Source organism: Burkholderia sp. CpTa8-5, from assembly GCF_017815045.1.
Classification (GTDB): domain Bacteria; phylum Pseudomonadota; class Gammaproteobacteria; order Burkholderiales; family Burkholderiaceae; genus Burkholderia; species Burkholderia sola.
On record NZ_JAGIQD010000011.1, the window covers coordinates 118,633 to 136,234 of the forward strand.

At 68.3% G+C, this 17,602-nt stretch carries 18 protein-coding genes; 13 read left to right on the top strand and 5 right to left on the bottom strand.

Features of this window, described 5'->3' with window-relative positions; all coding sequences use genetic code 11:
- Window positions 1–20: 20 nt before the first annotated feature.
- The 8 genes from hemL to J8I35_RS18730 all read left to right on the top strand — a co-directional run bounded on the left by hemL (window position 21) and on the right by J8I35_RS18730 (window position 7,488).
- Window positions 21–1,304 (top strand): glutamate-1-semialdehyde 2,1-aminomutase, encoded by a 1,284-nt coding sequence (gene hemL / locus J8I35_RS18695; protein ID WP_209926503.1) that lies wholly within the window; start codon window positions 21–23, stop codon window positions 1,302–1,304.
- A 15-nt stretch (window positions 1,305–1,319) separates the two neighbouring features.
- Window positions 1,320–2,441: a bifunctional diaminohydroxyphosphoribosylaminopyrimidine deaminase/5-amino-6-(5-phosphoribosylamino)uracil reductase RibD gene (gene ribD / locus J8I35_RS18700; protein ID WP_209926504.1), complete on the top strand. Its 1,122-nt coding sequence runs from the start codon at window positions 1,320–1,322 to the stop codon at window positions 2,439–2,441.
- Between the two features lie 14 nt (window positions 2,442–2,455).
- Entirely contained in the window at window positions 2,456–3,085 is a 630-nt protein-coding gene (locus J8I35_RS18705; RefSeq protein ID WP_209926506.1) for a riboflavin synthase, read from the top strand.
- A gap of 315 nt (window positions 3,086–3,400) precedes the next feature.
- Window positions 3,401–3,919 carry a DUF1993 domain-containing protein gene (locus tag J8I35_RS18710; protein ID WP_050011613.1) on the top strand — a complete coding sequence of 173 codons (519 nt, stop codon included), beginning with the start codon at window positions 3,401–3,403 and terminating at the stop codon, window positions 3,917–3,919.
- A gap of 157 nt (window positions 3,920–4,076) precedes the next feature.
- Entirely contained in the window at window positions 4,077–5,219 is a 1,143-nt protein-coding gene (gene ribBA / locus J8I35_RS18715) for a bifunctional 3,4-dihydroxy-2-butanone-4-phosphate synthase/GTP cyclohydrolase II (protein ID WP_050011614.1), read from the top strand.
- A 53-nt stretch (window positions 5,220–5,272) separates the two neighbouring features.
- Complete coding sequence (gene ribH / locus J8I35_RS18720) at window positions 5,273–5,788, top strand: 6,7-dimethyl-8-ribityllumazine synthase (RefSeq protein WP_006476661.1); 516 nt, start codon at window positions 5,273–5,275, stop codon at window positions 5,786–5,788.
- The gene (gene nusB / locus J8I35_RS18725; protein ID WP_050011615.1) at window positions 5,785–6,222 is read left to right on the top strand and encodes a transcription antitermination factor NusB; all 438 of its coding nucleotides are present in this window, start codon (window positions 5,785–5,787) and stop codon (window positions 6,220–6,222) included. Before ribH ends, nusB begins: the two co-directional genes overlap by 4 nt.
- 69 nt (window positions 6,223–6,291) lie before the next feature.
- On the top strand, window positions 6,292–7,488 hold the full coding sequence (locus tag J8I35_RS18730; RefSeq protein WP_209926507.1) for a pyridoxal phosphate-dependent aminotransferase: 1,197 nt from the start codon (window positions 6,292–6,294) through the stop codon (window positions 7,486–7,488).
- A 120-nt stretch (window positions 7,489–7,608) separates the two neighbouring features.
- On the opposite strand, the gene J8I35_RS18735 is transcribed toward J8I35_RS18730, so the two are convergent.
- On the bottom strand, window positions 7,609–8,742 hold the full coding sequence (locus tag J8I35_RS18735; RefSeq protein ID WP_089488237.1) for a lytic transglycosylase domain-containing protein: 1,134 nt from the start codon (window positions 8,740–8,742) through the stop codon (window positions 7,609–7,611).
- Window positions 8,743–9,339: 597 nt separating this feature from the next.
- On the opposite strand from J8I35_RS18735, the gene J8I35_RS18740 reads away from it, so the two are divergent.
- Complete coding sequence (locus tag J8I35_RS18740; protein ID WP_050011618.1) at window positions 9,340–10,896, top strand: UbiD family decarboxylase; 1,557 nt, start codon at window positions 9,340–9,342, stop codon at window positions 10,894–10,896.
- Window positions 10,897–10,954: 58 nt separating this feature from the next.
- A complete protein-coding gene (locus J8I35_RS18745; protein ID WP_050011619.1) occupies window positions 10,955–11,623 on the top strand; it encodes a LysE family transporter in 669 nt (222 codons plus the stop codon).
- Between the two features lie 121 nt (window positions 11,624–11,744).
- Here J8I35_RS18745 and J8I35_RS18750 read toward each other — a convergent pair whose 3' ends face one another.
- Complete coding sequence (locus J8I35_RS18750; RefSeq protein WP_124680278.1) at window positions 11,745–12,050, bottom strand: hypothetical protein; 306 nt, start codon at window positions 12,048–12,050, stop codon at window positions 11,745–11,747.
- Between the two features lie 514 nt (window positions 12,051–12,564).
- Here J8I35_RS18750 and J8I35_RS18755 point away from each other — a divergent pair.
- Together J8I35_RS18755 and J8I35_RS18760 are read left to right on the top strand one after the other, a co-directional pair.
- Entirely contained in the window at window positions 12,565–13,506 is a 942-nt protein-coding gene (locus tag J8I35_RS18755; RefSeq protein WP_209926509.1) for a DUF2520 domain-containing protein, read from the top strand.
- A gap of 75 nt (window positions 13,507–13,581) precedes the next feature.
- Window positions 13,582–14,145: a YggT family protein gene (locus J8I35_RS18760; RefSeq protein ID WP_006488584.1), complete on the top strand. Its 564-nt coding sequence runs from the start codon at window positions 13,582–13,584 to the stop codon at window positions 14,143–14,145.
- Window positions 14,146–14,158: 13 nt separating this feature from the next.
- Here the strand turns inward: J8I35_RS18760 and J8I35_RS18765 are convergent, their stop codons facing one another.
- Together J8I35_RS18765 and crcB are read right to left on the bottom strand one after the other, a co-directional pair.
- Window positions 14,159–14,509 carry a DUF190 domain-containing protein gene (locus J8I35_RS18765; protein WP_050011622.1) on the bottom strand — a complete coding sequence of 117 codons (351 nt, stop codon included), beginning with the start codon at window positions 14,507–14,509 and terminating at the stop codon, window positions 14,159–14,161.
- Between the two features lie 23 nt (window positions 14,510–14,532).
- The gene (gene crcB, locus J8I35_RS18770; protein WP_209926511.1) at window positions 14,533–14,919 is read right to left on the bottom strand and encodes a fluoride efflux transporter CrcB; all 387 of its coding nucleotides are present in this window, start codon (window positions 14,917–14,919) and stop codon (window positions 14,533–14,535) included.
- A 418-nt stretch (window positions 14,920–15,337) separates the two neighbouring features.
- Between crcB and J8I35_RS18775 the strand changes: the two genes are divergently transcribed.
- Window positions 15,338–16,549 carry a S53 family peptidase gene (locus J8I35_RS18775; protein ID WP_209926512.1) on the top strand — a complete coding sequence of 404 codons (1,212 nt, stop codon included), beginning with the start codon at window positions 15,338–15,340 and terminating at the stop codon, window positions 16,547–16,549.
- Between the two features lie 43 nt (window positions 16,550–16,592).
- On the opposite strand, the gene J8I35_RS18780 is transcribed toward J8I35_RS18775, so the two are convergent.
- Entirely contained in the window at window positions 16,593–17,462 is an 870-nt protein-coding gene (locus tag J8I35_RS18780; protein WP_124651155.1) for a Sir2 family NAD-dependent protein deacetylase, read from the bottom strand.
- Window positions 17,463–17,602 lie beyond the last annotated feature (140 nt).

Genomic DNA, 17,602 nt, shown 5'->3' on the forward strand with positions numbered 1-17,602 from the left:
TTCTCTCGCAGGTTTCGCTCATGTCCAACAATCAGATCCTCTTCGAACGCGCCCAGAAGACCATTCCCGGCGGCGTCAACTCGCCGGTGCGCGCGTTCCGTTCGGTCGGCGGCACGCCGCGTTTCGTCGCGCGCGCGCAAGGCCCGTATTTCTGGGATGCCGACGGCAAGCAGTACATCGACTACATCGGCTCGTGGGGCCCGATGATCGTCGGCCACGTCCATCCCGAAGTGCTGTCGGCCGTGCAAAACGTGCTCGCCGACGGCTTCTCGTTCGGCGCGCCGACCGAAGCCGAGATCGAGATCGCCGAGGAAATCTGCAAGCTCGTGCCGTCGATCGAACAGGTGCGGATGGTGTCGAGCGGCACCGAGGCCACGATGAGCGCGCTGCGTCTCGCGCGCGGCTTCACGGGCCGCAGCCGCATCGTGAAGTTCGAGGGCTGCTACCACGGCCACGCGGACAGCCTGCTGGTCAAAGCCGGCTCGGGCCTGCTGACGTTCGGCAACCCGACGTCGGCCGGCGTGCCCGCCGACATCGCGAAGCACACGACCGTCCTCGAATACAACAACGTCGCCGCGCTGGAAGAAGCATTCGGCGCGTTCGGCGACGAAATCGCCGCGGCGATCGTCGAGCCGGTCGCCGGCAACATGAACCTCGTACGCGGCACGCCCGAATTCCTGAACGCGCTGCGCGCGCTGTGCACGAAGCACGGCGCCGTGCTGATCTTCGACGAGGTGATGTGCGGGTTCCGCGTCGCGCTCGGCGGCGCGCAGGCGCACTACGGCATCGCGGCCGACCTCACCTGCCTCGGCAAGGTGATCGGCGGCGGGATGCCGGCTGCCGCGTTCGGGGGCCGCCGCGACATCATGGCCCACCTCGCGCCGCTCGGCGGCGTCTACCAGGCCGGCACGCTGTCGGGCAACCCGATCGCGGTCGCCGCGGGCCTGAAGACGCTGCAACTGATCCAGGCGCCCGGCTTCTACGACGCGCTCACCGCGCAGACGAAGCGGCTCGCCGACGGCCTCGCGGCCGAAGCGCGCGCGGCCGGCGTGCCGTTCGCGGCCGACTCGATCGGCGCGATGTTCGGCCTGTACTTCGCCGAGCGCGTGCCGACCAGCTTCGCGGAAGTCACGAAGAGCGACACCGAGCGCTTCAACCGCTTCTTCCACCTGATGCTCGACGAGGGCGTGTACTTCGCGCCGTCCGCGTACGAAGCCGGCTTCGTGTCGAGCACGCACGACGACGCGGTGATCGACGCGACGCTCGCGGCCGCACGCCGCGCGTTCGCGGCACTCGCCGCCTGACCCGGGGGCGCGCGCATGTTCTCGGATACCGATTTCGCCCACATGCAGCGCGCGCTTGCGCTCGCCGCGCGCGGCATGTACACGACCGCACCGAATCCGCGCGTCGGCTGCGTGATCGTCAAGGACGGCGACGTGATCGGCGAAGGCTTCACGCAGCCGGCCGGCCAGGACCACGCGGAAGTGCAGGCGCTGAAGGATGCGCGTTCGCGCGGCTACGACGTCGCGGGCTCGACCGTCTACGTGACGCTCGAACCGTGCAGCCATTTCGGCCGCACGCCGCCGTGCGCGAACGCGCTGATCGACGCGCGCGTCGCGAAGGTGGTCGCGGCGATGGAAGACCCGAATCCGCAGGTGTCGGGCCGCGGCCTCGGGATGCTGCGCGACGCGGGCATCGACGTGCGCTGCGGGCTGCTCGCGCATGAAGCGGGCGAACTGAACATCGGCTTCGTGTCGCGGATGACGCGCGGCCGGCCGTGGGTGCGGATGAAGACCGCCGCGTCGCTCGACGGCCGCACCGCGCTGCCGTCCGGCGAAAGCCAGTGGATCACCGGCGAGGCCGCGCGCCTCGACGGCCACGCATGGCGCGCACGCGCGTGCGCGATCCTCACCGGCATCGGCACAGTGCGCGAGGACAATCCGCTGCTGACCGTGCGCGGCATCGACACGCCGCGCCAGCCGCAACGCATCCTCGTGGACAGCCGCCTCGACCTGCCGCTCGACGCGCGGCTGCTGGAAGGCGCGCCGCTGCTGATCTTCTGCGGCCGGCTCGACGCCGCCGGCGAAGTCCGCGCGAACGTGCTGAAGTCGCGCGGCGCGGAAATCGTGCCGCTCGCGAATGCGCACGGCAAGGTCGACCTGCCCGCGATGCTGGCGGCGCTCGGCGCGCGCGGCGTCAACGAGTTGCACGTCGAGGCCGGCCACAAGCTGAACGGTTCGCTGCTGCGCGAGCACTGCGTCGACGAATTGCTGGTATATCTGGCGCCGAGCCTGCTGGGCGCCGACGCGGCCGGCATGTTCGATCTCGCCGCGCCGGCCAGCCTCGATGCGCGCACGCGGCTGTCGTTCCACGGTATCGAGCGGATCGGCGACGACCTGCGGATCCTCGCGCGCGTCGCGCCGCCCGACGCCTCTCACTGAACGGAATCGTCACGATGTTTACCGGAATTGTCGCGGCCGTCGGCCGCATCGAAACGATCGCCCCGCTCGGCACGTCGGCCGATGCCGGCGTGCGCCTGACCGTGCAGGCCGGCGGGCTCGACCTGGCCGATGTCGCGCTCGGCGACAGCATCGCGATCCAGGGCGCGTGCATGACGGTGATCGAAAAGACCGACGCCACCTTCGACGTCGACGTGTCGCGCGAAAGCCTGAACCGGACGGTCGGCCTCGCGCAACCCGGCGAAGTGAACCTCGAGAAGGCGCTGCGCGCGCACGATCGCCTCGGCGGGCATATCATGTCGGGCCATGTGGACGGCCTCGGTACCGTCACGCGCTTCGCGCCGGTCGGCGAGTCGCATGAACTGCGGATCGTCGCGCCACGCGAACTCGACCGCTATCTCGCGTACAAGGGCTCGATCACGGTGAACGGCGTGAGCCTGACCGTCAATACGGTCGACGACCGCGCGGACGGGTGCGAATTCTCGATCAATCTCATTCCGCATACGGTCGAGGTCACGACGCTGCGTCACGTGAAGGTTGGCGACAAGGTCAATCTTGAAGTCGACATGATCGCGCGGTATGTGGAGCGGATGCTGTCGGCGTCGCAGGGCGTGCATCAGGACTGATCGGGCAACGCCGTCCCATATATGAAATGACGGCTGACGGTTCGGCCTCGTTGCCTAGGCGTCGCCGCAGCCCCGTCGCTCCGCCGAGCGTTGCTCCCGCCCTGCTTCGTGCCGGGCCACCCCGTCGGCCGTCCGAAGCGACAGCATCGTGATCGCGTTCGCTCGATGCCCGTCCGGCCGGCCGACACCTGGCCGAACAGCCAACGACGCGCACGGGTCATGCCGCCGCGCTAAGATGCGTCGACAGCGGTTTCCATGCCGCCACGTACGACGCGCCGCGTCGCGGCCGCCACTCTTCCCATTGGAGTCGTCCCCATGTCCATCTCGATGTACCAGGCTTCGCTGCCCGTCCTGATCCGCGGCCTCACCAACCTGCAGCACATCCTCGGCAAGGCGCAGGCCCATGCGGCCGAAAAGCAGATCGATCCGTCGGTATTCATCGGCGCACGCCTCTACCCGGACATGCTCCCGCTCGTCCGCCAGGTCTACATCGCGACCGACACGGCCAAGGGCTGCGCCGCGCGGCTCGCCGGCGCCGAGATCCCGAGCTACCCGGATGTCGAGCAGACCTTCGACGAACTGCATGCGCGCATCCAGAAGACGATCGACTACCTGAAGAGCTTCGACGCCGCGCAGATCGACGGCAGCGAGGCGCGCCAGATCGTGCTGAAGATGCGCGTCGGCCCGATCGAGTTCACCGGCCAGTCGTATTTGCTGAACTTCGTGCTGCCCAATTTCTTCTTCCACGTGACGACCGCGTACGACATCCTGCGCCACAGCGGCGTCGAACTCGGCAAGCTCGACTACCTCGGCGGGCGCAACGAGCACGCGTGACGTGCGGCCGGGCCATGCCCGGCCCGCAACCGTCCGCACCCGCGCGCAGGCCGTCCGCGGCGCTTTCCGGAGTGCTCGCCGGCCCCGCGCGGCCCGCGCCGGCCGAAACGCCGTCCGGCTGGCGTAAAATACGCACTTTCCTCTTTCTCGCCCCCTTATGACGCTCGCCTCCACGCTCGACATCATCGCCGAGCTGAAAGCCGGCCGGATGGTGATCCTGGTCGACGAAGAAGACCGCGAAAACGAGGGCGACCTCGTGATCGCCGCCGAATTCGTCACGCCGGAAGCGATCAACTTCATGGCCAAGTACGGCCGCGGACTGATTTGTCTGACGTTGACGCAGGAACGCTGCAAGCAGCTTCACCTGCCGCTGATGACCTATCGCAACGGCACGCAGTACGGCACCGCGTTCACGGTCAGCATCGAAGCGGCCGAAGGCGTGACGACCGGCATCTCGGCCGCCGACCGTGCGCACACGATCGCCACGGCGGTCGCGCACGACGTGCGCCCCGAACACATCGTGCAGCCGGGCCACGTGTTCCCGATCATGGCGCAGCCGGGCGGCGTGCTCGTGCGCGCCGGCCATACCGAGGCCGGCTGCGACTTCACCGCGCTCGCCGGGCTGACGCCGGCCGCGGTCATCTGCGAGGTCATCAAGGACGACGGCACGATGGCGCGCCTGCCGGACCTGCTCGAGTTCGCGAAGGAACACGACCTGAAGATCGGCACGATCGCCGATCTGATCCAGTATCGCAGCCGCACCGAATCGATCATCGAGCGGATCGCCGAGCGCACGATGCAGACGGCGCACGGCACGTTCCGCGCGGTGCTGTACCGCGACCAGCCGAGCGGCTCGCCGCACATCGCGCTGGTGCGCGGCACGCCGTCGCCCGACGTCGATACGCCGGCGCGCGTGCACGAGCCGCTGTCGGTGCTCGACCTGCTCGAGACGGGCGTATCGACCCACTCGTGGACGCTCGACGCGGCGATGCGCGAGATCGCGGCACGCGACCTCGGCGTGATCGTGCTGCTCAACTGCGGCGATACGAAGGAACACCTGATCGACGTCTTCAAGGCGTTCGACGAGGAAGAAAAGGCCGCTGCGCTCAAGCGCCGGCCGGTCGATTTCAAGACGTTCGGCATCGGCGCGCAGATCCTGCGCGATGTCGGCGTCGGCAAGATGCAGGTGCTGTCGAATCCGCGCAAGCTGGGCAGCATGTCCGGCTACGGCCTCGAAGTCACGGGCTTCATTCCGATGCCCGGCGGCGAAGCCACGTCCTGCCCGGCGTCCCACGCGTAACCCGCCACGGCGCTTTCGCCCTATAACCGTTCATCCACACCACGGACCAGATCATGGAAATCGGACAATACCAACCGAATCTCGAAGGCGACGGCCTGCGTATCGGCATCGTGCAATCGCGCTTCAACGAACCCGTGTGCAACGGCCTCGCCGACGCGTGCGTCGAGGAACTGGAACGCCTCGGCGTCACCGGTGAAGACGTGCTGCTCGTGTCGGTGCCCGGCGCGCTGGAAATCCCGCTCGCGCTGCAGAAGCTCGCCGAAAGCGGCCAGTTCGACGCATTGATCGCGCTCGGCGCGGTGATCCGCGGCGAGACCTACCATTTCGAACTCGTGTCGAACGAGAGCGGCGCGGGCATCACCCGCATCGGCCTCGACTTCAACCTGCCGATCGCGAACGCGGTCCTGACGACCGAAAACGACGAGCAGGCCGTCGCGCGCATGACCGAAAAGGGTCGCGACGCCGCGCGCGTCGCCGTCGAGATGGCGAACCTGACGATGGCGCTCGACCAGCTCGGCGACGACGAGGACGAAGAAGAAGACGAAGACGACGAAGAGGAGCGCGCATGAAGAAGAGCGCCCGCCGACAATCGCGCGAGCTGGCGACGCAGGGCCTGTATCAGTGGCTGCTGTCGAACGCGCCCTCCGGCGAGATCGACGCGCAACTGCGCGGCGCGCTCGGTTACGACAAGGCTGACAAGGAACTGCTCGAAGCGATCCTGCACGGCGTGATCCGCGAGCATGCGACGCTCGTCGAAGCGCTGACGCCGTCGCTGGACCGTCCGATCGATCAGCTGTCGCCGGTCGAACGCGCGGTGCTGCTGATCGCGACGTTCGAACTCACGCACCATGTCGAAACGCCGTACCGCGTGATCATCAACGAAGCCGTCGAACTCGCGAAGACGTTCGGCGGCTCCGACGGCTACAAGTACGTGAACGGCGTGCTCGACAAGCTGGCCGCGAAGCTGCGCCCCGCCGAAACGCAGGCGCGTCGCAACGGCTGATACCGTTTGCTTGTCCACGGGCGCGCAAGCGCCCGTTTTTCATTCTTTTCCCCTCCGCCCTGCCCGCCGATGAATACCACCGCCGATTCGCTCGTCACGCTCGCCGCACGCGTCGACGCGATCCAGCCCTTCTACGTGATGGAACTGATGAAGGAGGCACAGCGGCTCGAGTCCTTGGGGCGCGATGTTATCCACATGGGCATCGGCGAGCCGGATTTCACCGCGCCGGAGCCGGTCGTCGAGGCCGCCGCGGCCGCGCTGCGCCGTGGCGTTACGCAGTACACGAGCGCGCTCGGCATCGCGCCGCTGCGCGAGGCGATCGCCGCGCACTACGCGCGCGCGTACGGCCTCGCGATCGCCCCCGAGCGGATCGTCGTCACGGCCGGCGCATCGGCCGCGCTGCTGCTCGCGTGCCTCGCGCTGGTCGGCCGCGACGACGAAGTGCTGATGCCCGACCCGTCGTACCCGTGCAACCGGCACTTCGTCGCGGCGGCCGAAGGTCGCCCGGTGCTCGTGCCGAGCGGCCCGGACGCGCGCTTCCAGCTCACCGAAAACGACGTCCGCACGCACTGGAACGACCGCACGCGCGGCGTGCTGCTCGCGTCGCCGTCGAACCCGACCGGCACGTCGCTCGAACCGGACGAACTGAAGCGGATCGTCGAAGCCGTGCGCGCACGCGGCGGCTTCACGATCGTCGACGAAATCTACCAGGGGCTCAGCTATGACGCCGCGCCCGTGTCGGCGCTGTCGTTCGGCGACGACGTGATCACCGTGAACAGCTTCTCGAAGTATTTCAGCATGACGGGCTGGCGGCTCGGCTGGCTCGTCGTACCGCCCGCGCTCGTCGGCACGTTCGAGAAGCTGTCGCAGAACCTGTTCATCTGCCCGTCCGCGCTCGCGCAACATGCGGCACTTGCTTGTTTCGAACCCACGACACTCGACATCTACGAAACACGCCGGCACGAATTCAAGCGCCGCCGCGATTTCATCGCACCGGCGCTCGAGCGGCTCGGCTTCACGGTGCCGGTGATGCCGGACGGTGCGTTCTACGTGTATGCGCATTGCGGCGGCGTCGCCCACCCGGCGGCCGGCGACAGCGCCGCGCTCACGCAGGCGATGCTGCACGACGCGGGCGTGGTGCTGGTGCCGGGCATGGACTTCGGTGTCCATGCGCCGCGCGACTATATCCGCCTGTCCTATGCGACCGCCTACTCGCGGCTCGAAGAGGCCGTCGACCGGCTCGCGACGCTGTTCGGCCAGCACTGATCTGACTGACGCCACGGCCGGCGCACCGGCCGCTTCAGGCACCGCCAATAGAAAAAGGCACCCGAATCGGGTGCCTTTTTCATGTCCTGCCGGCCGGAGCCGCACGGAGCGCGTGACGCGTTACGCGCCGAGCTCCGAACGATCGCCGTGCGACTGCTTCGCGGTATCGACGCTCGCATCGTCCTGCGACGCCGCTTCCTTCGGCGCCGCCTTGACCGACGTCGTGCCGTCGAGCGTCGCATGCACGCGCTTCGCGCCGCCTGCCGCGGCCGTCACGGCTGCGGTGACGATCGGCTTCGCGGGTTGCGCGGGCGCCTGCGGCGCGTTGATCGGCACGCTGCGGCCACGCGCGACGTCGCGCAGGCGGCCGCGTTCGGCCATCACCTTCGAGCCGTAGCCGTTGTCGTCGGGGTTCGTCGAGCCGTTGTACAGGCGCAGGCCGCTCGCGAGCGAGCCGCCGCGCGCGATGCAGTCCTTCAGCACCAGGGCGCCGACCTGCAGGTTCGCGAGCGGTTGCAGCGCGGTGTCGGTGCCGCCGAAATACTCGAACTTGTCGGAGTGAACCTTCGACATCACCTGCATCAGCCCCTTCGCGCCGACGCCGCTCTCGGCGTACGGGTTGAAGCCCGATTCGATCGCCATCACGGACAGCAGCAGCAGCGGATCGAGGCCGACGTCGCGACCGGTCTGGAACGCGGCCTTGACGAGCTGGCCGAGCGGCTCCTGCGCGACGCGGTAACGGCGCGACAGATAGGTCGCGACGAGCGCCTGTTCGCGGTTCGACGCGAGCGCGCGATCGTCGCGGGCATCGGCCGCCACGCGCTGAATCGGAATCAGCTTGGCCAGTGCGACCGGCGACGGGCCGTTGCGGGCCGGGTCGGACGCATCGCTCTGGGCGCCTTGAGCGCCCTGAGCGGCGGTTTCCGGCGCGACATCGAGGCCGACCGCAAGCGCATCCGTTTCGGGCGTGTCTTCCTGCTGCGGCTGCGCGCCAGCGGGCGCGAAGTTCGGCAGCGGATGGCCGGACAGCAGACGGGCCGGACCGGCCTGCACGGCCGCGGACACGACCGGCATCAGCTTCGCGGCGAGCGTGCCGCGGACGGTTGGCAGCAGCCACAGTGCAAGCGCAACCGCGACAGCGAAACAGCCGACAACGCTGAATAGATGGTGACTGACACGCGTCCCGCGACGCAGCAAGTTGCGCACGATTTGCGCATGCTGCTCAGTGGGACGCCACGATAACCAAGCGTTCATTCAGATCATCTCCCATGAACATGACTCGTGCGGCTCGCTCAGCTCGATGGCGAGACAGAAAACGCGCCGCGGAATCACGACGCCGCACGCCTTGGTTGGGACGCGCAAGCATCGGGGAAACGGTATAAGTACCGTTCGAGGCCACGGTGTAAGAAGGCCGGCGCCTTCGCACACTGGGCGAGGCGGGCATACGCGGTGGCACCCACGCAAAAAACCAGCGTCTGGTGGCGCTGGCTGGGACTACGACATAAGCCGTCGAAGACGCCGTGCAGGATTCGGCGGACGGTGACGCGCTGCGTCAAAGATCGGTGATTGGCGGCTCGAAGCCTTTTACCCTGCAGCCAATGTGAGCGGATTCTAGCAGGGTTTTATAGATCGTCAACACTATAAAAACTAAAATCTATAACAAAAAGTAATTTAAAACCCCTCTTCAGAACGCAATCCCCGTGCCGTAGGGGGTTTGCGCGCGGTCGACTTTTTCTCCGCCGGGGCGGTCGCGCGGCTGCCCGGGGTAAAATCGTCGGTCGATTCGGGGTCGTAGCCAGCCGCTGCCCCGCCCATCGCTGCCCGTCCCTGCGGGTGGCTCGGACCTTCTTCATGAAATACAAAGACTTACGCGATTTCATTCAGCGCCTCGAGGCGCTCGGCGAGCTGCGGCGCGTCACGCAGCCCGTGTCGCCCGTGCTCGAAATGACCGAGCTGTGCGACCGCGTGCTGCGCGCCGGCGGACCCGCGCTGCTGTTCAACGCGCCGCCCGGCCATGCGTTCCCGGTGCTCGGCAACCTGTTCGGCACGCCGCGCCGCGTCGCGCTCGGGATGGGCGTCGATGCGGGCGACGATGCCGCGCTCGGCTCGCTGCGCGACCTCGGGCGCCTGCTGTCCGCGCTGAAGGAACCCGATCCGCCGAAGAGCCTGAAGGACGCCGGCAAGCTGCTGTCGCTCGCGAAGGCGGTGTGGGACATGGCGCCGAAGTCGGTGTCGTCGCCGCCGTGCCAGGAGATCGTCTGGGAAGGCGCCGACGTCGATCTGAACAAGCTGCCGATCCAGACCTGCTGGCCCGGCGATGCGGGGCCGCTCGTCACGTGGGGCCTGACGGTCACGCGCGGGCCGAACAAGTCCCGCCAGAACCTCGGCATCTACCGTCAGCAGTTGATCGGCCGCAACAAGCTGATCATGCGCTGGCTCGCGCATCGCGGCGGCGCGCTCGACTTCCGCGAATTCGCGCTGCAGAACCCGGGCAAGCCGTATCCGGTCGCGGTCGTGCTCGGCGCCGATCCGGCCACGACGCTCGGCGCGGTGACGCCGGTGCCCGATTCGCTGTCCGAATATCAGTTCGCCGGCCTGCTGCGCGGCAGCCGCACGGAGCTCGCGAAGTGCCTGACGCCCGGCGTCGACACGCTGCAGGTGCCCGCGCGCGCGGAGATCGTGCTCGAAGGCTTCATTCATCCGCAGGAAGGCGCACCCGGCCCCGCTCCGGCCGGCGCGCCGCCGCGCCCGGCCGGCCATGCGGCGGCCGCATACGAGCACGCGCTCGAAGGGCCGTACGGCGACCATACCGGCTATTACAACGAGCAGGAGTGGTTTCCGGTGTTCACCGTCGAGCGCATCACGATGCGCCGCGACGCGATCTACCATTCGACCTACACGGGCAAGCCGCCCGACGAGCCCGCGGTGCTCGGCGTCGCGCTGAACGAGGTGTTCGTGCCGCTGCTGCAGAAGCAGTTCACGGAAATCACCGACTTCTACCTGCCGCCCGAAGGCTGCAGCTACCGGATGGCCATCGTCCAGATGAAGAAGAGCTACGCGGGCCATGCGAAGCGCGTGATGTTCGGCGTGTGGAGCTTCCTGCGGCAGTTCATGTATACGAAGTTCATCGTGGTCGTCGACGAGGACGTGAACATCCGCGACTGGAAGGAAGTGATCTGGGCGATCACGACGCGCGTCGACCCCGTGCGCGACACGGTGATGGTCGACAGCACGCCGATCGACTATCTCGACTTCGCGTCGCCGGTGGCCGGACTCGGCTCGAAGATGGGGCTCGACGCGACCAACAAGTGGCCGGGCGAAACGAGCCGCGAATGGGGTCGCCCGATCGAGATGGACGCGGCCGTGAAGGCGCGCGTCGACCGGCTATGGCAGGAGATCGGCCTCTGACGCCACGCGGCCGGCGCGCGCCGGCCCGCGCATCGCACTTGCCGCACGCACCCAGAAGATGAGCTTTCCGCCCGCCTCCATGCTGTCCGACGGATTCTTTCTGTCGCTGTCGTTGTGTCTCGACATCGGCCTCGTGAACGTCGCGATGCTGTCGCTCACGCTGTCGCACGGCTTCCGGCCGGGCTTCTGGCTCGGCGTCGGGTCGTGCGTCGGCGATCTCGTCTACGCGGCGCTCGCGCTCGCGGGGATGGCCGTGCTGCTGCAGTTCGAACCGGTGCGCTGGATCGTGTGGATCGGCGGCGGCGCGGTGCTGCTGTTCCTCACGTGGAAGATGGCGCGCGAAGCGTTGACGCCCGCGAAGTCGGCCGACGACGACGCGGACGATGCACCTCCGCCGCGAGCGAGCGCACGACGCAGCTTTCTGCGCGGGATGCTGCTCGCGATGTCGTCGCCCAGCGCGATCCTGTGGTTCGCGGCGGTCGGCGGCGCGCTGATCGCGAAAGCCGGTGCGACCACGCCGGCCACCGCGTCGGTGTTCCTGTCGGGCTTTTTCCTCGGCGGCCTCGCGTGGACGCTGTTCATGTGCACGCTCGCGAGCCAGGGCCGCAAGCGCGCGGGCGCCGGGCTGATGCGTGCGTGCCACGTCGCATCGGCGCTGCTGTTCGCGTACTTCTCGTACAGCGTGATCGTCGGCGGCTACCGCGACCTGATCGTACACGCGGCGTAATCGCGGTCGCGCTGCCGCGCCGGCCACCGCGCCACATGCGAGCCCCAATGAAAAACGGCGCAGCGCCCCTCGCGGGACGTTGCGCCGTTTTGCCGCGCGCGGTCAGGCCGCGCGGGACGAATCAGCGACGCCAGTAGCCGTGATGGCCCCAGCCGCCGTAACCATGCCGCCAGTACGGGCGACCGTAGTAGCCACCACCGTAGCCGCCGACGACCACCGCGGGCGGCGGCGCGTAGTAGGCCGGCGCCGGCGCGTAGTACACGGGCGGCGGCGGCGCGTAGTACACGGGCGGCGGCGGTGCGTAGACGGGGTAAGCGGGTGCGACCGGGATGCCGATGCCGACCCCGATCGACACGTGAGCCTGCGCGGCGCTCGCGGCACCCAGGCCCAGCGCGGCGGCGGCGATGAACGGAATGAGCTTTTTCACTTCGATTCTCCTGCTGGAGCGGTATTTTAGGCGCTCCTGTCGGCAACGGCGGGCATGCACGTCGCATGGAAGCAATGTAGCGAAAACCCGCCCCGCGCGTATCGTCCATTTGTTGCAAATTGCAATTGCACGCGGCCGCAGCGGCCGTCCGGCGCGGCGCCCGACATGGGCCGCGTTCCTTGCCGGTCGCGCGATTCCGTCCGAGGGATCGGGTCGCGGCACGCCGACCGGTCAGTCTTACCGGATCCGGCGGGCGCAGCGGGCACGCGTACGTAATGAACGATTACAAATTCGAGACAACATGCCGACATTTCAAGCGGGATGCGGCGGCGCAGCGTTTCGGGGTCGGATTCCCCGATCCTGATTCGGCCACGCTACCAGACACCAGACACACATCGACCGCCCCGCGTACCGGTAATTCATACGCGCGACCACCCTGCAACCGGCCTTCCGCGAAATGGCCGTCATTCCTGCGATACTGGCGGTTGCTTCGTTTTTGCTGACATCCGCCGCCATGCCGCTTCCCGACACACCCCGCCTCGGCTTCATCGGCGCCGGCCGCCTCGCGCGGTGTGTCGCGCAGCGTTTCGCGCAGGCCGGCTTCCCCGTCGTCGCGATCGCGAGCCGCACGCCCGCGTCGGCCGCCGGCCTCGCCGCGCGCATCGCCGGTTGCCGCGCGGTCGATACCCCGCAGCAGGTGGTCGACGCCGCCGAGCTGATCTTCCTGACCACGCCCGACGATCATCTCGCGTCGAGCGCCGCGGCGCTGCGCTTCGACGCATCGCGCGCGGCCGGCCAGGCGGTCGTCCATTGCAGCGGCGCATCGCCGGTCGCGCTGCTCGATCCGGCGAAGCAGCAAGGCGCGACCACCGGCGGCTTCCATCCGCTCTATCTGTTCGGCGGCACCGACGCCGACCTCGCACGCATCGACGGCTGCTCGGTCACGATCGAAGCGGACGGTGCGCTGCACGCGACGCTGCTGCGACTTGCCGCCGCACTCGGCTGTCATCCGCTGTCGATTCCGGCCGGCGGCCGGATGCTGTATCACGCGGCCGCCCACTACGCGGCGAGCTTCGCGCTGTGCGGGCTGTCGGAAGCGGTCGAGCTGTGGCGCGGCCTCGGTTTCGACGAGGACGCCGCGCTGCGCGCGCTGTTGCCGATGCTCGCCGGCACGATCGAGACCGCGCGCGACAAGGGGCTCGCGAATGCGCTGGCCGGGCCGGTATCGCGCGGCGACACGGCCATCGTCGAGCGCCAGCTCGCGCTGCTCGAAGCGCGCGGCGGCGATCACGCGGCGCTGTATGCGCTGCTGACGCGCCGCGCGGTCGCGCTCGCGGCGAAGCGCGCGCCGCCGCCGGCATCGCTGCCGGCGCTGGCCGAAGCCGTCGAAACCTCGCTGGCGCGGATGGCCGCCCACCCCGCCGCGCCCCCCTCCCCGTCGCGCGACGAGGCGTGATAAGGTGTCGGCCGATGCGCCGCCAACCGGCGTTGGCGGCCGCACGCTACTGACTGTATAAAAAGGATGCCAACGATGTTCGGCGAGATCGCCCGTTTTCTGCTCAATACCGTCTTCACGCTATTCGGCGCCGCGCTGATTCTGCGCGTCTGGATGCAGGCCGTCCGCGTGCCGCCGTACAACCCCGTCACGCAAGCCGTGCTGCAGGCGACCAACTGGCTCGTGCTGCCGCTGCGCCGCGTGATCGCGGGCGTACGCGGCATCGACTGGGCCAGCGTCGTCGCCGCACTGCTCACCGCGCTCGTCTATGTCGTGCTGATGGTCGTGATGGCCGGCTTCGATCCGGCCGCCGTGATCGCGACGCTCGTCGTGGTCGCGCTGCTCACCGTCGTGAAGTGGGCGCTCAACCTCGTGATCTGGATGACGATCCTGATGGCGCTGCTGTCGTGGCTCAACCCGCGCTCGCCGGCAATGCCGATCCTCTACCAGCTCACCGCGCCGTTCCTGAACCCGCTGCGCCGCGTGATCCCGAACCTGGGCGGCATCGACCTGTCGCCGATCCTGCTGTTCGTGATCGTGCAGGTGCTGCTGATGATCGTCACGCGCGCCGCCGTGTCGCTGACGATGTTCGGCATCTGATCCGGCGCGACACCTACGCTGCCGGCCCCTGCGCCGGCGGTGCGCCGAGCGTGTCGATCACGCCGAACTGCGCGGGCATCATCGCGTAGCACACGCGCACTTTCTCGTGCGACAGCCGCTCGAGCAGCCGCTGCGCCTCGTCCTCGGTGACGACGAATTCGACCTCGATCGCGAGCGAACCCTGCAGTTCGAAGAAGCGATCCTCGTGCAGCACGCGATGCTGGCCGAAACCTGCCATCGCGCGAAACGCGGAACCGCCCGCGACGCCCATCCGGTTCGCCTCTTCCAGCAGCCATTCCCACAGCGGCTTCCAGTGCAGCCGGTGCTGCTCGTGCACGTAGAAGCGCAAAAAGACCCTGTCCATCGCTCCCTCCGATGGCGGCCCGCTCAGGCCGCCGCGAGCCACGCGCGCGCGGTCCACATGCCGAGCGCCGTCAGCGCGAACGATCCAGTCAAGTGTAGGACAGCCACCGCCAACGCCCATCCGAATTCGCCGTCGAGCGCGTGCGTCATCACTTCGACCGAATAGGTCGAGAACGTCGTGAGGCCGCCGAGAAAGCCCGTGATCACGAATAGCCGCCATTCGGGCGGCAACCCGACGCGAACGGTGAATACGACGGCGGCCACGCCGATCACGTAGCCGCCGAGCAGGTTCGACGCGAGCGTGCCGAGCGGCACCGCGGGAAAGACCGCGTTGAGCGCGAGACTCAGGAACCAGCGCAGCAACGCGCCGAGGCCGGCGCCGACGAAGATCGCGACGATCGAATAGAACAAGGGCACCCCTCACCGATGACGCCGCGCGGCGCACGCGGCTACGCTGAACTGTATGCGGAATCGCGCCGCGCCGGCAATGCCGGCGGGCCGTGCAGGCAGGCAGCGGATCGTGCCGCGATCGCATGACGCGTTTCGCGATTTCCCCTGCGCGCTGCCGCCGTGGATATTTACCCGACAATTACATCCGACATTACAAACCGATTTTTAATCGGCCGATTATTTATCAGCTTTTTAAAAACCGATAAATCAGTTCGATCGTGCGCGCAGGTTAACTCTGCACAACGCTTTTCCCGTCGAGGTTCCACGTACTTTCCCTTATCAGACATTCCCGTATCCAGTCGATATTCGATGTAGTTACCGTCGTCGATTTCGTAGAATTGTTTCGCCACCCTACTCCATCGACATGGAGACTCGAAAAATGAACAATATCCGCCTGTCATCCATGTTGATCCCGGCGCTGTGCGCATCGCTGCTCGCGTCGGGCGTCGCGCTCGCCGACGGCAACGGGCCGCCGTCCTACGTCGAAGGCAACCGCGCGCCGAAAGGATTCGCGCGCCCGCCGTTCCACACGAAGCCGCGCGCGAGCACGGCCACGATCGCAGGCCTCACGCCGGCGCTCGCGCGACATGCCTACGGATTCGACGCGATCGCGAACCAGGGCGACGGGATGGTCGTCGCGATCGTCGACGCGTACGACGACCCGAAGATCGAAGCCGATCTCGGCGTGTTCAGCACTGCGTTCTCGCTGCCGGCGTGCACGTCGTCGAACGGCTGTTTCACCAAGGTGTATGCCCACGGTGCGCGGCCCAAGCCCAATGCAGGCTGGTCGCTCGAGATCTCGCTCGACGTCGAATGGGTGCATGCGATCGCGCCGAAGGCGAAGATCGTGCTCGTCGAGGCGGCATCGGCCAGCTTCAGCGACCTGATGGCCGCGGTCGACGTCGCGGTCAAGCGCGGTGCGTCGGTCGTGTCGATGAGTTTCGGCGGCAACGAATTCAGCAGCGAGACCGGCTTCGACAGCCACTTCAACGTACCGGGCGTGACGTTCGTCGCGTCGTCCGGCGACAGCGGCACCGGCACCGAATACCCGGCCGCGTCGCCTTACGTGGTGTCCGTCGGCGGCACGACGCTGTCGTCCGATACGGCCGGCAATTACATCGGCGAGACGGCGTGGAGCGGCAGCGGCGGCGGTGTGAGCAGCGTCGAGGCCGAGCCGGCCGGCCAGACCGCGTGGCCGATTCCGGTGGCCGGCAAGCGCGGCGTGCCGGATGTCAGTTACGACGCGAATCCGTCCAGCGGCTTCGCGGTATACGACTCGGTCACCTATCAGGGGCAGGCCGGCTGGTTCCAGGTCGGCGGCACGAGCGCGGGCGCGCCGCAATGGGCGGCGCTCGTCGCGATCGCGAATTCGCTGCGCACGGCGGCCGGCAAGACATCGTTGAGCGGCGCCTACGACACGCTCTATGCGGTCGGCAAAACCGCGTACGGCAGCGACTTCCACGACGTGACGACCGGGTCCAACGGCAATTGCGGCAGCGTCTGCAGCGCGGCGGGCGGCTACGACTACGTGACGGGCCTCGGTTCGCCGATCGCGCCAGCGCTCGTGCAGGCGCTCGTCGCGCGGCCGTAATCGCGCGCTTCGGCCGATCCGCCCAGGGTACGCGGCGCGCGGCTCAGCCGCCGCGCCACGCGCGGTCGAGCGCGTTCAGCGTCGCCAGCGCACCGCCCTTCAGCCCGATCACGTCCGCCCGGCGCGCATGCGCGTCGCGCGCGTTGATGCGGATCATGTCGGCGCCGAGCCGTTCGCTCAGCAAGCGCACGGTCGGAATCGCGGTGCCCGCGCCGATCTCCACCACAGCGACGCGCCCGGCCTGCGCAATCCACTCTTCGAGCGCGCGTTCCTGCGCGTCGTAGCGCGCACCGAGCCAGCCGGTGTCGCCGAACATCAGGATGTTGGGCCGCGCGAGACCGCCGCAGTGCGGGCAGCGCGGCATGTCGCCCACGAGGCGGCACGTCGCTTCGTCGACCTCCGGCACGAACGGCGCCGCGTCCCACGTGGCGTCCGTGCACGGGCGCAGGCACTGCATCGCATGAATCGAGCCGTGGATCTCGACGATGCGCGCCGGATCGAAGCCGGCCTTCTGGAACTGGCCGTCGACGTTGCTCGTCAGCACGAAGCCGCCGTTCGGCATCGCGTCGATCCAGCGGCGCAGGATCGCGAAGCCCGCATGCGGCGCCGTCGCGCGGTAGAGCGCGAGACGGTGCCCGTAGAAGCCCCACGCGAGCGCCGCACGCGCACGAAACGCGTGCGGCGACGCGATCTCGTGGAATTCGAAACGCTCGTGGCGCAGCGCCGGATACGCGCGCCAGAAACCGTCCGTGCCGCGAAAATCGGGCAGCCCGGAATCGACGCCGATGCCCGCGCCAGCCGTGACGAGCAATGCGTCGGCGCGCGCGAGTGCGGCGACGGCGGACGCGACGAGCTCGGCGGGAAGCGGCGCGGCGGCGGAGTCGGCGAGATCTGCGGGACCGGAAAGCGGCATGATGGGAAAGCGGTGGCGTCGAACGTTGCGCGAGTGGCGTGGCGATCATACGCTCATACGCCGGTTCGGGCGTCGCGCCGCATCGGCGACGCAACTGTGTAGCGCTGCGCACGTGCGGCGACCGGCAATGCAATGGCCCG

Bases quoted from the DNA above. Each gene is read 5' to 3' on its own strand.
- hemL (WP_209926503.1), top strand. From the start codon at position 21: ATGTCCAACAATCAGATCCTCTTCGAACGCGCCCAGAAGACCATTCCC.
- ribD (WP_209926504.1), top strand. From the start codon at position 1,320: ATGTTCTCGGATACCGATTTCGCCCACATGCAGCGCGCGCTTGCGCTC.
- J8I35_RS18705 (WP_209926506.1), top strand. From the start codon at position 2,456: ATGTTTACCGGAATTGTCGCGGCCGTCGGCCGCATCGAAACGATCGCC.
- J8I35_RS18710 (WP_050011613.1), top strand. From the start codon at position 3,401: ATGTCCATCTCGATGTACCAGGCTTCGCTGCCCGTCCTGATCCGCGGC.
- ribBA (WP_050011614.1), top strand. From the start codon at position 4,077: ATGACGCTCGCCTCCACGCTCGACATCATCGCCGAGCTGAAAGCCGGC.
- ribH (WP_006476661.1), top strand. From the start codon at position 5,273: ATGGAAATCGGACAATACCAACCGAATCTCGAAGGCGACGGCCTGCGT.
- nusB (WP_050011615.1), top strand. From the start codon at position 5,785: ATGAAGAAGAGCGCCCGCCGACAATCGCGCGAGCTGGCGACGCAGGGC.
- J8I35_RS18730 (WP_209926507.1), top strand. From the start codon at position 6,292: ATGAATACCACCGCCGATTCGCTCGTCACGCTCGCCGCACGCGTCGAC.
- J8I35_RS18735 (WP_089488237.1), bottom strand. From the start codon at position 8,742: ATGAACGCTTGGTTATCGTGGCGTCCCACTGAGCAGCATGCGCAAATC.
- J8I35_RS18740 (WP_050011618.1), top strand. From the start codon at position 9,340: ATGAAATACAAAGACTTACGCGATTTCATTCAGCGCCTCGAGGCGCTC.
- J8I35_RS18745 (WP_050011619.1), top strand. From the start codon at position 10,955: ATGAGCTTTCCGCCCGCCTCCATGCTGTCCGACGGATTCTTTCTGTCG.
- J8I35_RS18755 (WP_209926509.1), top strand. From the start codon at position 12,565: ATGCCGCTTCCCGACACACCCCGCCTCGGCTTCATCGGCGCCGGCCGC.
- J8I35_RS18760 (WP_006488584.1), top strand. From the start codon at position 13,582: ATGTTCGGCGAGATCGCCCGTTTTCTGCTCAATACCGTCTTCACGCTA.
- J8I35_RS18765 (WP_050011622.1), bottom strand. From the start codon at position 14,509: ATGGACAGGGTCTTTTTGCGCTTCTACGTGCACGAGCAGCACCGGCTG.
- J8I35_RS18775 (WP_209926512.1), top strand. From the start codon at position 15,338: ATGAACAATATCCGCCTGTCATCCATGTTGATCCCGGCGCTGTGCGCA.
- J8I35_RS18780 (WP_124651155.1), bottom strand. From the start codon at position 17,462: ATGCCGCTTTCCGGTCCCGCAGATCTCGCCGACTCCGCCGCCGCGCCG.